The sequence below is a fragment of the Luteolibacter arcticus genome, from assembly GCF_025950235.1.
GTDB lineage: Bacteria > Verrucomicrobiota > Verrucomicrobiia > Verrucomicrobiales > Akkermansiaceae > Haloferula > Haloferula arctica.
Window position 1 is genome coordinate 108524 of the sequence record NZ_JAPDDT010000013.1, and the last position, 15512, is coordinate 124035.

A 15512-nucleotide genomic window follows, 5' to 3' on the forward strand; every position below is an offset into this window, starting at 1 on the left:
CTTCATGCTGCTCCAACCGCCATCCGACAAGCGCCCGCTCCGCACCGACACCCTCGACTCCGATCTTGTTGTCGTCGGCGGAGGCCTCGCCGGGGTTTGTGCGGCCATCGCAGCCGCACGCAGTGGGTCAGAGGTCGTGCTCGTCCAGGATCGCCCGGTGCTTGGCGGTAATGCCTCCAGCGAAGTCCGCCTGTGGGTGCTCGGCGCGACCTCGCACATGGGGAACAACAACCGCTGGGCGCGCGAGGGCGGCATCATCAACGAGATCCTCGAGGAGAACCTCTTCCGCAACCGCCAGGGCAATGCGTTGATCTTCGACACCATCTTGTTAGAGAAATGCCGCGAGGAGGCGAACCTCACGCTGCTGCTCAACACCGCCGTCTTCGACCTTGAGAAGAGCGACGCCGACACGATCTCCGCGGTCCACGCCTTTTGCTCGCAGAACTCGACGCGCTACCTGCTGAGTGCTCCGTTGTTTTGCGATGCATCCGGGGACGGCTTGGTCGGCTTCATGGCGGGTGCCGCGTTCCGCATGGGTGCCGAGTCGAAGGACGAATTCGGCGAAGGCTTCGCACCGGACGCCAGCTACGGCGAGATGCTCGGGCACTCGATCTACTTTTACAGCAAGGACACGGGCACGCCGGTCAAGTTCACCGCACCGAGCTGGGCGCTGAAGGACATCACCCGCATCCCGCGCTACCGGCAATTCCACACCAACCTGCAGGGCTGCAACTTCTGGTGGATCGAGTACGGCGGCCGTCTCGACACCGTCCATCAGACCGAGGAGATCAAATGGGAACTGTGGAAGGTCGTCTATGGCGTGTGGGACTACATCAAGAACTCCGGTAAGTTTCCCGAGGCGGAAACGCTGACGCTCGAATGGGTCGGCCACATCCCCGGCAAGCGCGAGAGCCGGCGATTCGAGGGGGACTACCTCCTCCGCCAACAGGATCTGGTGAAGCAACGGGAGTTCGAGGACGTGGTCGCCCACGGTGGCTGGGCGGTCGATCTTCATCCGGCCGATGGCGTTTACTCCGAGCTCAACGGCTGCACCCAATGGCATGCCAAGGGGGTCTACGGCATCCCGTGGCGCTGCTACTACAGTCGTAATATCAAGAACCTCTTCCTTGCCGGACGCATTATCAGTGCGAGTCACGTGGCCTTTGGCTCGACCCGCGTGATGGCCACCTGCGCGGCCGGCGGACAGGCAGTTGGCACCGCGGCAGCGCTGTGCCGCGAGACCGGCAGCCTGCCTGCGGACTTGTCGTCGGGTGAGAAGCTCCGGGAACTCCAAGTCCGGCTCCAACGCGGCGGCCAATTCCTGCCGGGCAAGGTGCTGGAGGATTCCACCGATCTGGCGCCGAAGGCGATCGTGACCGCCAGTTCTCAGTTCATCCTTTCCGAGCTTCATTCTAACATGGCTTGGGTCCGCCTCGATAGCGGCTGGGCGATGCTGGTTCCGCTCCGACAAGGAACGCGCCCCACTATCACGCTTGAGGTTTCAGCCGAGCAGGCGGGAGCCTTGAGGATCGAACTGCGCCGCTCAGCGAAGCCCGGAAATTTCACCCCCGACGAAGAGATCGAGGCGCTGGAAGCTCCCTTCAGCGCCGGCCAGTCTCTGGTCACCGCCGTGTTCGCGCAACCGGTCGAGCGCGAGGGCTATCATTTCATCAAGCTCTGCGAGGATTCCGCCGTGCGGGTGCGGGTCAGCGACGATCGCGTGACAGGCGTGCTCGCGGTGACGAATGCCTTCAACAAGGCTGTCGCCAGCTCGAACGTGCAAAGCCCACCGCCGGGGATCGGCATCGACACCTTCGAGTTCTGGCTTCCAAAGCGCCGACCCGAGGGGCGGAACCTGGCGATGAGCTTCGAACCTCCGCTGGATGTGTTTTCTCCGGCCAATGTCGTGGCCGGTCATTCGAGGCCGGTCGAGATGCCGAATGCCTGGGTCGCTGATCCCGCCGACCCGCAACCCGAGCTCCACCTCGAGTGGAATGAAGCGGTCCAACTCGACCACGTGATCGTGGAGCTGGATCCCGACTGGGATCATCCCATGGAGTCGGTGCTCATGACCCATCCGGAGGAAGTGGTGCCTTTTATGGCGAAGGACTTCGACTTGTTAGACGGGCAGGGGAAGGTCCTTCATGCCGCCCGTGATCATCACGGCGCCCGCTTTGAATGGCGGGGGAGCGTTGCCACGAAAGGTCTCACGCTGCGCATCCTCGCCACTCATGGCGCGCCCGCGGCAGTGTTTCGGGTGCGTTGCTTCGGACGATAAGCCCCGCGGCGGTTCACCACGCGTCGCCGCGATTGCGAAGCTCGTCGAGTTCCGGCGCGTAGAGATTGAATTCGATGCGGGCGAAGGCCTTCTGCTCGAAGCTCGCCTTGCCGAAGCTCTGTGCGCTGCCTTCCAGCTTGCCGCCGCCGGCATCCTCCAGCTTGAAGGTGATGCAGCCACCGTCGGGGAACCATGCGCGGACATCGCCATTGTAGCGCTTGGGAATCTGATAGAGGTCCCAATTCTCGCGCTGCTCCTTGGTGTGAAGGGCAAAGGTGCGTAGGCGGGAGACCGGCAGGTTGACTTCGCCGAAGGCGGTCTTGAGCTTCACCTTGCTGTTCTCGATGCCGAGCATCTCTCCTGCGATCTGGTCGTTGTTGCGGAGACGGATGCGGGTCGGATCGACGGGGACATCGGTCTCGGGCTGCGGGGTGTCATCCTCATCCATGAAGCCTTCATCCTGTTCCGGCGGCTTGCCCTCGAGGACGCCATCCCATGAGGTGACCTCGATGCGTGAGACCCGCAGTTGGACATTGTCCTGGGTGCTGAAATGCATGCCGCCGCCATGCAGGCCGGCATCGGGATCGGGATCGGTCCAATCCTGGGCGACGCGCCCGTTGACGAGCATGCGGATGAGGCCGGTCTTGCGGTCCACCAGCATTTCGATGCGGCACCGCTCCTTGTTCACGAGTTCGGGCACGTTGGCGAAATTGCCGAGCGTGTTGCTACCCGATTTGTCGCCCTTGGACCAGCGCTTGTGGAGTTGCACGTAGCGGCCGCCCTGGATGATCAGCTCGTAGGCGTTTTCGGGGTGAGCTTTGGTGATGTCGTCGGTATAGAACAGGAAGTTAAAGCGCGGATTCGAACGCCACGAGAGGTCGAAGGCGAAGCGCGCCTTGGCCGGGAGCTCGAAATTCCGGGCGATGCTTCCGGCCCCTTTCGCCCGCAGCCAGCCGTGCTCGAATTGCCAGGTGCCGGGTTCGCTCTGGGTCCAGCCGTCGATTCCGTCGGGCCCGCTGTAGATGAGATCCGGGCGATCCTGGATTTCCAGGTTGTCCACCATGGCGCGGCGGAAAGTCAGTTCACCGGCATACCAGGTGCGGAGCTTGATGGAATCCTTGTCGATGCCGATGAGTTCACCCCGCAGCACATCACCATTCGTCAGGGTGATGGTGGCGACGTGGTCGCCCTTGGAATCGCCGCGATGGATGGGCAAGCTGACTTCCAGAACCTTTTCCAGTCGCAGAGGGACGGGCGCGGCAAGAAAGGCGGCCTCGAATTGCAGTCGATCGACTTCGACGCCGAGCAGCGAGCCGCGGATGCGGCTGCCGTCGACACAAAGGATTTCCGTTTCCTGTGCGGTGAGCGGGAAGCAACCGGCGAGAAGCAGAAGAGCGGAGGGAATTTTCATGGCGTCATTCCTCCTCTTCCTCTTCTTCGGGTTCCTCGACTTCCTTTTTCCCGGGTTTCTCAGGGTCGCGCTGCAAGCTGGCCACGGCATCGCGGCGGACGGCGAGTTCGCCGAGCAGGGGATGCTTGGTCACGATCTGTTCGCCGTTGAAAGCGCAGCCGCTGACGCCGAGCGAGCCGCGGCCACGCAGGCCGAGCGTGAGGGGCGGGTCGGTGGCGGCCGGGCTTTCGGTGTTGCCGGGCTTCGTGAAAAACATGGTGGAGATCTCCGAAAGCGGCAGCTCCACCGGTTCCGGATGGTGCGGGCCCTTGTAGCGGAGGGTGGCACCTTCGGCAGCGGCGGTCATGGAGAGAATCTTGCCGGTGCCGCGGTCGGAACTGCGGGTGATAACCACGTCGCGGGTGGTGTCGCCGCGCTCCTCATTGCCATGGCGGGCCGCCGAGGCATCCCATTCGCGGACTTCAATGCGGGAAACGGTTTGCAGGTCATCCCCGCCGATCAGGCTCCGGAACATGATGCCTTGGCCGGTGGGGGCGGACTTTGCGGGATCGGGATATTGGCCGGCCTCCTCGCCATCGAGCAGGACGTAGACCTTTCCCAGATGGCGATCGACCAGCAGCTCGACCTCGACGGCGGACTTTTCAAAGTCCGTCGCGTCGCGCGGGATGGTCGCCATCGAGTAATATGCGCCGTTGTTGCCGCTGGAATCCTGGCGCTTGAGCTCGAAGCCGGAGGCATTGAGCTGGATGTAATAGCGGTTCGCCTTGCCGGTCGTCTCGAAGGAATCGGAGGCGAAGTAGGCCTGGATGTTCGGCGAGTTCCGCCAGGTAAGGCGGAACTTCAGGGCGAACGAGCCGGGGATATCGAACTCGCGGGAGAGGGTGCCGGTGCTGTCCGCGGAAAAGCGGCGCGTGTCGTAGCGCCAGCCGTTCTTGATGGTCCAGCCGGTGTCGTTGTCGGGTCCGCGATAGATGGTCTTGCGAGGGCGGACGCCGAGTTGGACGGTGCCGACGGATTCACGCGGGATGCGGATTTCGCCGGCGAAATCGGTGCGAACCGTCACCGCGCTATCGTCGATTCCGCTGAGATCGGCGGGAAATTGATCGCCATTGGCGAGGGTGACCATGCAGTCGTGCTGGTCGTCCTTCTCACTGCCAGCGGAGAATACCACTTTCCGCAGATGATCGGCGCGGACTTGGAAAGGCTCGAAGGCGAGGTCGCTCTGGAGCAGCACCTGACCGCTGTCGGCGAGGGCGGTGACGGTGCCATTCAACCGCGAGTTGTCGGAAAGGATCACCTCGTCCGCAGCGGCGGGCAGGAGCAGGAGCGCGAGGATGGATGCGGAGCGGATCACGGGAAGAAGAGGGGTAGTCACTGTTCGTCGTCCCACTCGTCGAGAAAACCGCCGCCGGCCTGGAACTCGAGGATGACGGCAGGGGCGAGATCGAGGTCGATCTTTCCTGCCAGCGCTGATTCAAGCTGGATGCGGCCGTTGGCGGAGGCAAGCGGGGTGCCGCTGATCCGACCAACCGGTTGCAGGTGGACGGCGATTTCCGAGGCTGGAGCTTCGTTGGTTTTGCGGCGGCGATCGCGGGCGAAGTGGATTTCGGCGATGTCGGCCATCGGCACCTTCAGCGGACCGTAACTGGCGTCGATCTCGGCCATGCCGCCGCGGATCGCCAGCACGCGACCGGAGAAGCGGTCGGTGCCATTGGCCAGCAGCGCAATGTCCCGGTGATCGCTTTCCATGCTGCGGGCGGAGTCGGTCAGGCCATTCCATTCGGCCACGATGATGTCGGAGATGCGGACGGGCGCGGAGTTTCCTTGGGCGATGAAGCCGATGCCGCTGCCGGGACCATGATAGGTAACGGGACGGCCGGGTTTGGCATCGTCCCCCACGCGTGCGCCCTCGTCGGTGGTGTTCCACTGCACGGCAAATTCGCCGTCGATGTGCACAGTGATGGTGCCTTGCTGGCGATCGCAGCGGATTTCAAAGACCGCCTCGCCGGTATCGGGCAACCGCACGGAAGTGTTGCTGTTGCGGAAGCGCTCGGCCTTTGGCTGGCCCTCGTCATCGAACCACGTGCGCTGCAAGTACACGAAGCCGGTTTGGAAATTGATCACGTAGCCGGTGCCGAAGAGCCGGGGGAGGTGCTGCATGCCGCCGAAGTTCAGCCGCGGCTGTTCTTCCTCCGCCTCGCCTTCCTTTTCCTTTACCTCCGGGCGCTGGAGGTCGGCGTGAAAGGCGACCGAGATGCTCGGGCGGCTGCGCCAGCCCAGCTTGAAGCGCAGCAACGCGCGGTCCGGCAGGCCGGCATCGAGGGTGATTGCATCGGCAGCCCCGCCGCGCGAATACCATGAGGCACCGGTATGCACCCACGACGGCTTGTCCTTGTCCTCGTCCTCCAGCTTTAGGGGAAGTGGCAGCGGCGCGCGGAAATTGCCGGCGAAGGGATCCGGCTCCACCACCGGGCCATCGGACCGGACGAGATTCCAGCCCTTGTCATCGAAGGGCCCGGCGTAAAGCAGGCGGCCGCCGAAGGGATTCGGCGCGACTACCGCGACCGCCTCGCGCGGCAACACCATGGTGCCGGCGACCGTGGTCTCGATCGTCACGTTGTCCTCGTCTGCCGCGACCACCTTGCCGGGAATGCGGTCACCATTGATCAAGGTCACGTGGCATGGGTCGGCCATCGCGGACAGTGGCCGCGCATTGCGCAGGACGATCTGGCGGATCTTTTCGCGCTGGAACGGCATCGGTGTCGTTACGTCCGGCCTTGTCCAAGTGACCACGCCGCCGGAGTCCATGCCGGCGAAGCGACCATCGATCTGGTTGCCATTGGTGAAGCGCAGCAGATCGGCGGCGGGCACGGCCTCATCGGCGGCCAAGGGCGCGGCGAGCAAGGTGGCGATGACGAACGGTCGGATCATTTCTCGTAGATCGGCAGGAAACGGTAGTTCAGGGCGAGCGAAAGCAGCGAGCCGGCGGTATTGAAGGACTGGCCCTTGTTGCCGGGCCAGGAGCCATCCCGTGCCTGGATGGTGGAAAGATAGCGGATGTTTCGCGCATTCCAATCATTCCAAGTGTCCGGCTCGGCATGGAAGAGCGCCTGCGACATGTAGTACTCGAAGTAATACGGGTAGTGGCGGTCGCGGTAGTTGAGATTCTTGCGGAGGTATTCGACGGAGGCTTGGAATCCCTTGCCTTCCTTGTCCTTGGCGAGCGCCAGGCACAGCACGCCGATCGCGGTGAGCGTGGGCTTCGGCCCGCCGGCGGAGGTGTAGCCGTAGCCGCCGTCGGTGCCGCGGCAGCGCGCCATGTAGGCGAGACCGTTTTTCAAGGCCTCGTCCGGCACGGGCAGCCCGGCATTTCTTGCCGCATACAGCGCCACGAGCTGGCAGCCGGAGACCGTGGTATCCGCGTCGGTGCTGTCTGGGGTGTAGCGCCAAGCCTTGGAATTGTTGCGCTTCTGGGCGCTCAGGATCAGCTCCACGCATTTCTGCAGGGCCGGAGCGATCTTAGGATCCTCGACGCAGCCGTAGGCTTCGGCCAGCGCCAGCGTCGCGAAGCCGTGGTTGTACATGCTGTTGCCGATGTAGCCATTGGTCGAGTTCTGCTGTGAGAGCAGGTAGTCGATGCCCTTGGAAATGCTCTTGGCGTAGGGTCCGTGATTCGGGTCCTCGCCATGGGCAAGAAAGGCGACCACGCACAGCGCGACCACGCCGGGCTCGCTGCCCATGCTATCGTCCCAAGAACCGCGGGCGTTCTGGCTTTTCGAGAGGTAAGCGAGGCCCCGCTCATACATCGCATCGACCTGGGGCGGGATCGGGTCATCCGGCCGTCGCGGAAGATCCTGCGCCGCCAGCGGCAAGGTGGCAGTGAGGAATAAAAGCGGGAGGTAGCCTTTCATTTCGCGAGTTTTTCGGCGGCGCGGTTGTAGGCGTCGAGCGCGTCTTGGAATTCGCGCGGCAATCCTTGGCCTGCCTTGCCGGAGGCCTTCGGCACGCGGCGTTCCTCGAACTTGGTTCCGGAGGTCCCCCCGTCCTTCGAATTCGCCGAGTCGGAATCGCCGGTTTGGCCTTCGCCACCTTTGTCGCCGGGTTTCTGTCCCGGCTGGTCGCCCGGTTTGTCGGCGGGTTTTCCTTTGCCCATCATCTCCTGCATCATTTCCAGCATCGCGCCGCTGGCTTCGCCTTGTTGGCCACCGGATTGCTTTTGCTTCTCCTTGGCCGCTTCGAAGATGCGTTCGATGACATCGGTCTCCGCCGCGATGGTCGTGCCGCCGGTGTCACGATCGAGCAAGAGCCCGGACGCCTCGTCCATCGCTTCCTCGACGCTTTCCAGCAGTTCGATCACCTTCGGGTTGGTTTGCTCGATGATGAGCTGCTGCACATCCGCCGCGAGCTCGTCCTGATTTTCGGAAAGCTTGCGCGAGCCTTCCTGATGCTCGGCGATCTTGGTGCCGACATCGGGCTCCTCGGCGTGGAGTCCGAGCAGGGGCAGGGCGAGGAGAAGCGCGATGGTTTTCATGGCTTGGTGGGTGGCGTGCCTTCGTAGGAGCGGCGCAGGGTTTCCAGCGAACGGGTGCGGGCGCGGATGTCCTGTTCCTGTTGGATCATTTTCATCACACGCAGCATGAACTCGAAATCTTCATCCGGGTCGGGCGGGCTGCCGCTGCCTTCGCCACCGCCGCCTTGTTCATCTTTCTCGCCTTCGAGCAGCTTCGCCCACTCGGTGAGCTTGGTGGCGGCTTTGCTGGCGCCTTCCCAAGCGAGCGAGCCTTGGTTCGCTTCCAGCAGGCGACGGATGTCCTCGAGCTGCATGTCGATGCGGGACTCCATCATCGCGTCGAGCACCTTGCGGTAGGGTTCCTTGTTGGTGCGTGCGTGGAAATGCCCCAGGTCTTCCTGAATCCAGCGCACGTCCGAAGTCGTGTTCGATTGCTGGCGGACGGTGTCCATGAGCTTGCCCGAGTCCGATGGGTCCATCTCATTGAGCCGCTGGCCGGCGGTGCGCTCGTAGAAGGTGGGATCAATCACCGTGGTGGCGATGCCGGTTTCCTCCGAGGCCGCCTTCTTCAGGCGGTTGACGAAGGTGCTGGCCTCGAAGCGCTCGTTGGCGTCGTTCGCCTTGTCGACGGCGTCCTGCATCTTCTTTAGCACGTCCTTCTGCTTCTCGACCGCCTTTTCGACGTCTTCCTTGGCCTTCTCCTGGGAGTTCTTCTGGTCCTGCGCCTCGCCGAGTTTCTTCTCCACCTCGGGCATATCCTTGTCCGAAAGCTCCTTCATCGACTGCATGGCATCCGCCATCTTCTTCATCGTTTCCTTGTCGATGCTGTCGTTGCGGGCGCTGTCCTTGAAGAGCTTCTCCATCTTTTCCGCCAGATCCTTCATCCGCTCGGTCTGCTGGCGCTCGCCTTCCTGCTGGGATTCAAGACGCTTCTTCGCCGCGTCCTCCTGGAGCTTCGCGTCGTCCAGTTTTTCCAAGCGCTGGTTTTCCTCGAAAAGATCGCGCTCGCGGCGGGCCAGGTCTTCCAGCTCGCCGATGGCCCGGTCGAACTGGGTCTTCAGCATCTGCGCGTGTTCATCCAGCGTCAGCACGAACAAGGTCACCGGCTCCGAGTAGGACCGCGGCCGGCCCGGCAGGTAGTCCTCGGACCATGCCCGCAACGTCAGCTTCTGCGGCACGATGCCGTGGGTGGCCGGTGAAAACGCCGCATCGCCCGAAAGGCGGTCGCTCGATGGCCCGCCGTCCACCAACTTCATCTCGCCCGAGGCAGGCGTTTCGTCGGTCGCACGGGTGAACTCACCGCGCCACTCCAGCCCGATCCGGCGGATGCCGAAGTCGTCCTCCGAGAGCACTTGGAAATCGACTGTCTCCTCTGGCAGCATCACGTGCTGGCGGGCCAGGCCTTGGATGTAGATGCCCGGTGCTTCGTCGGGCAGGGCGTCGATCCGGACCTCGAAGCCGTCTTGTCCATCCAGCCCCAGCACGTCGGTCCATGAAATCGGCACCGTGAAACCTTCGGCGGCGATCTCCAAGGGTGGTGTCTGGGCCGAGGTCCCCGTAACCGTCATCGCTCCGCCTTCGCCGATCGCCGCCCGTTCACGGGTCAGCGGGCCGTATTTCGCGGATTTCAGCTCGCGGGTGGCGTCGGTGGTGATGCTGACCTTGCTGCCCTGGACGGCGGTCAGCACGCCCGATCCCAAATCCAGCTCCCGTCCGGGGAGCTGCAGGTAATCGGGGTAGCTCACGTTCGCGAATACCTTGCGGATCGCCGGCCGCAGGGTGGGGGTCACCTTGATCGAGTGCTTGGCGTCGCCGATCTCGACCTTGAGGAGCCCTGGGTCCTGCTGGGCGGGAAAATCGAAATGGTAGGTCTTTTCCTCACGGAGGGCGGCCACTGGATCCTGGCGGCCGTAGCGGGCCGAGCCGTCGTCCGGCGTCCATTCAGAATCTTCCGCCAGCCGCAAGCTCACCCGGAATGCCTCACCCTGCGGGACGGTCAGTTCCGCGGGGACATTTTCCAGCGAGGTGAACGTGTAGCGAGGGGACGAGGAAAGCGGGAGCAGCCAGCGCTTGAGCGAACTCCAGCCGGCCTTTGGCGCCAGCATGAATCCGCCTGCCGCCAGGGCGATCACCGAGAATACGGCCAATCCCCAGGTGCGGTTGCGCGAGGACGGCAGCGCTCCATCGAGTTTCCGGCGCTCCGCCTCTTCCGCCACCCGTTCCATGGCCGCGGCCCGCAGGCGCGGCGACAGGGTGTCGGCATTCTCGTGCTGGCCTTGCAGTTCCACGACCCCGAGCAGCCGGTCACCCAGCCCCGGGTATTTCTTGGCGATCAGGCTGGCGAGTTGGTTCTCCCGGCGGTGCTTCCACACCCAACGGTGCAGCCACAGCGGTGCGAAAACCGCGGCCAAGGAGGTGCCGCCGATCAAAATCCCGAGTCGCACCGGTCCCGGCGTTTGCCACACCCGGTCCAGCGCGAACACCACGAGGAACGATGCTACCAGCCCGAATAGACCCGCCAGCAGCGCTTCCGCGATCTTGTTTCGCCACAGGCGGCGGCGGAACTGATCGAGCTGTCGCCGCAGCGACTCGGGCATCGGGATTTCCACCGGCGTTTGCGGTTCGTTTGCCATGGGTTCAGGCTCTAAACGTCGGTTGATTCATCAGCTTTGCGAAACTCGCAGGGACAGCCCCCGATTTCCAGCGGATTTCTCGCGGGAGGAAAGCGCCGCCGGGCTGGCGTTTCGTCCCCTTCAATCGCCGCAGTACGGGTTTTCAGCACGTTCCGCGCCGATCGTGGTGTCAGGCCCGTGGCCGGGGAAGACCTGCGTGTTTTCCGGTAGTGCGAAGAGTTTTTCGCGGATCCCGTCGATGAGCAGGGTTCCGTTGCCGCCCGGGAAATCCGACCGACCCAGTCCTTGGGCCATCAGGGTGTCTCCGGAGAACAGCTCGCCCAACTCCGGCACGTAAAATGTCACGCTGTCGGCCGAGTGCCCCGGCACGTGCGCCAGTCGCATGCGCAATCCACCAACTTCCAGCTCTTGGCAACCCTCCAGCAGTTGGTCCACCACGAAGGGTTCCACCCGCACCTGCATGCCGAAGCCTTGCAACAGCGCTTCCAGCGTCAGGTCGGAGGAATGCGGCGAAAAGGCATACACCCGCGCGCCCATCGCCGCAATCGCTGCCGCGTCTTCGACGTGATCGATGTGCTGGTGAGTGAGTAGCACGGCGGCAGGCACAATGTCCTTGGCCTTCAACCATGCCGCCGCTCCCATCGGAGCATCCACCAGCAGGTGGGATCCGTCCGGTGCGTTCAACAGGTAGCCATTCGTCTGGAAGAAACCACCGGTGAAGCGCTCGGGCATGTGCGGGATCAAGCCCGGCCTGCCGGGGTGTGTCAATCCACCCCCGGACTCTGGCCGAGTTATCACGATTTCCCGGCGGAACCGGGGCAGATTATTTCATCGCACCGTTGTGCAAGAGCTGCGCCTCCAGCTTGGCGAGCGGCAGTTTGGTCAGGTCCCCGGCGGTGGATCCCGCCAAGGTTTTCTGGACCGCTGCGGACAACGCTTTCTTGAGGGACGGGAGAATCGTGGCGGGAGCCACCAGGTGCCACCGGGGATTTCCTTCCGCGGTCACCCGGTCGCCGATTTCCATGGCAATCCTCGCCAGAGCCTGACGCTCCAGCTCGGTTTCCAATCCGTGCATTTCCCCATAGGACATACCGCCGGCGAGGCCAACCGGTCCACTTTGTGTCGAGCGCCCGGCCTGATCGGTCACTACTTTGGTGACCGACTGCGGTCGAAGTTCCACCCGGCTGCCGGGAATTTCGCGGAGGTGAGCTTGCTGCTTCGGGTCATCGCCCGCCGCGAGGAAGGTCAGGACTCGCACCCGACCCAAGTTCGAAAGGATGATAAGCGGTTCCATGATAAATAGGAATCGAGGTACGATTCGATCAGACCATGGAGAGCGCCCTGCCGTGATGCAAGGAACGAATGGCTAATGCCCGTCCCTGCTTGGTTTGAAGGTGTGAACTCAAGAAAAACGAAGTAACATGGGAGGGCAAACGAAGCTCCCATTTGTCAAATGGCTCGCGAATGCCAAGGTGGCGACAGGTTTTGCTGATTGCACGCGCATGAGTTCCGGATCCCGCACGCTCCCCAGGTATTTTATTGCCGCCCTCTTTCACCCATGGACCTGGCGGATGGCCTGGCGGGACAGCCGGTCGCAGCGAGGGCGGCTGCTGATCTTCTCGTTGGCGATTGTCGCCGGAATCGCGGCGCTGACCGCCATCCATTCGCTGAAGGCGAGCGTGCAGAAGGGCATCGAGACGCAGGCAAAGGCCCTGCTCGGCTCTGACCTGCAGATTTCGTCGCGCCAGCCGGTCTCGGACGATGACCTCGCGCGATTGAAAGGGATGGCTCGCGAAGTCAGCCGTGAGACGAGTTTTCCCTCGATGCTGAAGTTTCTGCCCGGCGGCGCGGCGCGGATGGTGCAGGTGCGCGGGCTGGAGGGGGGCTATCCTTACTACGGAGAGGTCGAAACGAATCCCGCCGGCGGGTGGCAGCGCCTGAAGGACGGACCGGGGATTTTGTTAGAGCCGGCCTTGCTCGATCAGTTCGGCGCCAAGCCGGGTGATGAAGTGGAACTCGGCGGTCTGCGACTGCCGATTCTGGGCTCGGTCACCAAGCCCGCGCCGAAGAGCAGCCGCTTCAGCGGATTTGCGCCGGAAGCCTACGTGCGGCTGGGCGACGTCGAACGCAGCGGCCTTCTGTCAAAGAACAGCATGGCGTCCCATCAGGTGCATCTGGAGATTCCGGATGCCCAAGGTGGCTTGAAGGAGAAGATCAGGGCGAGTTTCCCCGATACCCCGTGGCGGCTCGAAACGCCTGACGACCGGCGCGAGAACCTCGGCGATGCGCTTGAGCATTTCCAACGGTTCCTCGGCATCCTGGCACTGGCCGCACTGGTGCTCGGAGCCATCGGCGTGGCGGGTGCGGTGCATGCCCACGTCACGCGGCGAGTGCCGACGGTGGCGATCTTGCGCTGCCTCGGCTGTCCGGGGCAGGTCGCCTTCGGGATCTACTTCGTGCAAGCCGCGGCGCTGGGACTGTTAGGCGCGGTGGTGGGGGCGATGCTGGGAATCGTGCTTCAGACAGGGACGCTGGCGTTTTTCCAAGGCAGCCTGCCGGTCTCGGTCGAGCCGTCGCCGGAATGGGCGGTGGTCGCGCGGACCACTGCGGCTGGCTTTGCGGTGTGTTGCGGGTTTGCATTGCTGCCGCTGCTGAAGATCCGCCGGATTTCGCCGGCGGCGACCTTGCGCGGTGGGGCGACCTTGGAAGGGAACACGCTGCGGGCCTTGCCGGTGTATGCCCTGTTAGTCGGGCTGCTGGTGCTGCTTGCCTTGACCAATGACCCGGAGTGGAAGCGCGCGCTGTCGCTGGTCGGCGGCCTGGCCGTGGCGTTTGCGGTGCTCGTCGGCGTCGCGAAGCTGCTGATCTTCGTCACGCGCCGTTCGGTGAATTCGCGGATGCCTTACCTGCTGCGGCAGGGGCTTTCCAATCTCCACCGGCCCCGCAACCAGACCCTGCTGTTCCTGCTCTCGCTGGGGCTCGGAACCTTCCTGTTAGTGACGGTGCTGCTGACCGGCAGCCTGATCCGGCAGCGCATGAACATCACCCAGAACGCTGAGAGCCCGAACCTCTACCTGATCGACGTGCAGCCCGACCAAGTCGCTGGCGTGCGGGCGACCGTGGAGAAACAGGGCATGCCGGTGCTGGAAAGCGCGCCGATGGTCACGATGCGCATCGAGTCGATCCGCGGCGTGCCGGTGCGCGACGTGCCTAACATGCCCCGCTGGATTGCCCGCCGCGAGTTCCGCTCGACCTACCGCGCCGAAATGAATGCGACGGAGACGCTTGTTGCCGGGGATTGGCACACCTCGGTGCCTGACCCGAACCAGCCGGTGCCGCTTTCGTTGGAAGAACAGATTGCGAAGGACATGAGGATCGGGGTAGGGGATGAACTCACGCTCGATATCCAAGGCGTGCCGGTGAAGGCCCGGGTCACGAGCCTGCGCAAGGTCGACTGGAGCCGCTTCAACCTGAATTTCTTCATGGTCTTCCCGCCGGGCGTGCTGGAGGACGCGCCCGGTTTCCATGTGGTGACGACCAAAACGCCCACTCCGGCCGCCTCGGGCGAGCTCCAGCGGTCCCTGATCGCCGAGTTCGCCAACGTCACTGCCATCGATCTCACGCTGATCCTGGAAACGGTGCGGGACATTCTGAACAAAATCTCGACCGTCGTTTCGGTGCTGGCCGGCTTCACCGTGCTGGCGGGGCTACCCATTGTCATCGGCACCTTGCTCAATGGGCGGGACGTGCGGCTGCGGGAAAGCGTGCTGCTGCGGACCTTGGGTGCCTCTGCAAAACAGGTGCGGACGATCCTGGTGATCGAGTATGCCGCGCTTGGCCTGCTCTCGGCGCTGACCGGTGTGCTGCTGGCCGTGGCGGGGAATGCAGCGCTGGCGATCTTCCTTTTCAAGGGCTCGCCATGGCCCGACCTCGGGGTGGTGATTGGGGCCTTTGTCGCGGCGACCGGCATCTCCGTGATCGGCGGCCTGGCCCTCAGCCGCGGTGTCTGTCATCACCCGCCGCTGGAGATCTTGCGGAGCGGAGTATAGCGGGTTGTTTCCCTCACGAAACTCTGGTATGAAGTTTCCATGATCGCACTCGCCGAGATCCGCGAACTTCCTCTTCACGACAAGTTGAGGATGATGGAGGCATTGTGGGACGGTATTGCCCCGCAGGAGGACGAGCTGGAAGTGCCGGAATGGCACAAGGAGATCCTGGACCATCGCGACCGAATGGTTGTGGAGGGCAAGGCGGTGTTCATTGATTGGGAAGTCGCCAAGCAGCAAATCCGCGACGAGATTTCATGAAAATCGAGATCTTGGATCTCGCCCGCCGGGATCTGGTGGAGGGTTTTCGCTTTTACGAAGGCCGCGAGCAGGGGCTGGGAGCCTACTTTCTCGACAGCTTGTTCTCCGATATCGATTCACTGCGAATCCATGGAGGAATGCACCGGCAGCCCTACCGGAATCTGCATCGAGCGCTTTCGAAGCGCTTCCCGTTTGCCATCTATTACACCGTTGAGGGCGTGGTGGTCAGTGTCAGAGCAGTGGTGGATTGTCGCAGGAGTCCGTCGTGGATCAGGGAGCACCTTCGGCGTGCATAAAATTTCACGACAGACTTCGTTGAAATAGCTAGAGCTTCCCGGGCGTTGAGGTCGGGAATGGATTTGTTGGATCACCC

Annotated in this window: 12 protein-coding genes; 4 read left to right on the top strand and 8 right to left on the bottom strand. The window is 63.3% G+C overall.

The annotated features are described in order from the left end of the window. Positions 1 to 4 precede the first annotated feature (4 nt). On the top strand, positions 5 to 2278 hold the full coding sequence (locus tag OKA05_RS22270) for an FAD-dependent oxidoreductase (protein ID WP_264489406.1): 2274 nt from the start codon (positions 5 to 7) through the stop codon (positions 2276 to 2278). A gap of 13 nt (positions 2279 to 2291) precedes the next feature. On the opposite strand, the gene OKA05_RS22275 is transcribed toward OKA05_RS22270, so the two are convergent. From OKA05_RS22275 to OKA05_RS22310, 8 genes are all read right to left on the bottom strand, one after another. Next, entirely contained in the window at positions 2292 to 3689 is a 1398-nt protein-coding gene (locus tag OKA05_RS22275) for a hypothetical protein (RefSeq protein ID WP_264489407.1), read from the bottom strand. A 4-nt stretch (positions 3690 to 3693) separates the two neighbouring features. Continuing rightward, positions 3694 to 5043 carry a hypothetical protein gene (locus tag OKA05_RS22280; RefSeq protein WP_264489408.1) on the bottom strand — a complete coding sequence of 450 codons (1350 nt, stop codon included), beginning with the start codon at positions 5041 to 5043 and terminating at the stop codon, positions 3694 to 3696. A 17-nt stretch (positions 5044 to 5060) separates the two neighbouring features. Beyond that, positions 5061 to 6620 carry a hypothetical protein gene (locus OKA05_RS22285; RefSeq protein ID WP_264489409.1) on the bottom strand — a complete coding sequence of 520 codons (1560 nt, stop codon included), beginning with the start codon at positions 6618 to 6620 and terminating at the stop codon, positions 5061 to 5063. Continuing rightward, a complete protein-coding gene (locus OKA05_RS22290) occupies positions 6617 to 7600 on the bottom strand; it encodes a prenyltransferase/squalene oxidase repeat-containing protein (RefSeq protein ID WP_264489410.1) in 984 nt (327 codons plus the stop codon). The genes OKA05_RS22285 and OKA05_RS22290 overlap by 4 nt, the downstream gene beginning before the upstream one ends. Next, positions 7597 to 8220 (bottom strand): SPFH domain-containing protein, encoded by a 624-nt coding sequence (locus tag OKA05_RS22295; protein WP_264489411.1) that lies wholly within the window; start codon positions 8218 to 8220, stop codon positions 7597 to 7599. The genes OKA05_RS22290 and OKA05_RS22295 overlap by 4 nt, the downstream gene beginning before the upstream one ends. Next, a complete protein-coding gene (locus tag OKA05_RS22300; protein WP_264489412.1) occupies positions 8217 to 10832 on the bottom strand; it encodes a hypothetical protein in 2616 nt (871 codons plus the stop codon). The genes OKA05_RS22295 and OKA05_RS22300 overlap by 4 nt, the downstream gene beginning before the upstream one ends. A gap of 120 nt (positions 10833 to 10952) precedes the next feature. Further along, a complete protein-coding gene (locus OKA05_RS22305; protein ID WP_264489413.1) occupies positions 10953 to 11564 on the bottom strand; it encodes an MBL fold metallo-hydrolase in 612 nt (203 codons plus the stop codon). A 91-nt stretch (positions 11565 to 11655) separates the two neighbouring features. Next, positions 11656 to 12126, bottom strand: coding sequence for a host attachment protein (locus OKA05_RS22310; protein WP_264489414.1), 471 nt, complete (start codon positions 12124 to 12126; stop codon positions 11656 to 11658). Between the two features lie 208 nt (positions 12127 to 12334). On the opposite strand from OKA05_RS22310, the gene OKA05_RS22315 reads away from it, so the two are divergent. The 3 genes from OKA05_RS22315 to OKA05_RS22325 are packed head-to-tail and all read left to right on the top strand — an operon-like array spanning position 12335 to position 15435. Next, a complete protein-coding gene (locus tag OKA05_RS22315; protein WP_264489415.1) occupies positions 12335 to 14881 on the top strand; it encodes an ABC transporter permease in 2547 nt (848 codons plus the stop codon). Positions 14882 to 14920: 39 nt separating this feature from the next. Continuing rightward, entirely contained in the window at positions 14921 to 15139 is a 219-nt protein-coding gene (locus tag OKA05_RS22320) for an addiction module protein (protein ID WP_264489416.1), read from the top strand. Then, the gene (locus OKA05_RS22325) at positions 15136 to 15435 is read left to right on the top strand and encodes a hypothetical protein (protein ID WP_264489417.1); all 300 of its coding nucleotides are present in this window, start codon (positions 15136 to 15138) and stop codon (positions 15433 to 15435) included. The genes OKA05_RS22320 and OKA05_RS22325 overlap by 4 nt, the downstream gene beginning before the upstream one ends. Positions 15436 to 15512: the final 77 nt, after the last annotated feature.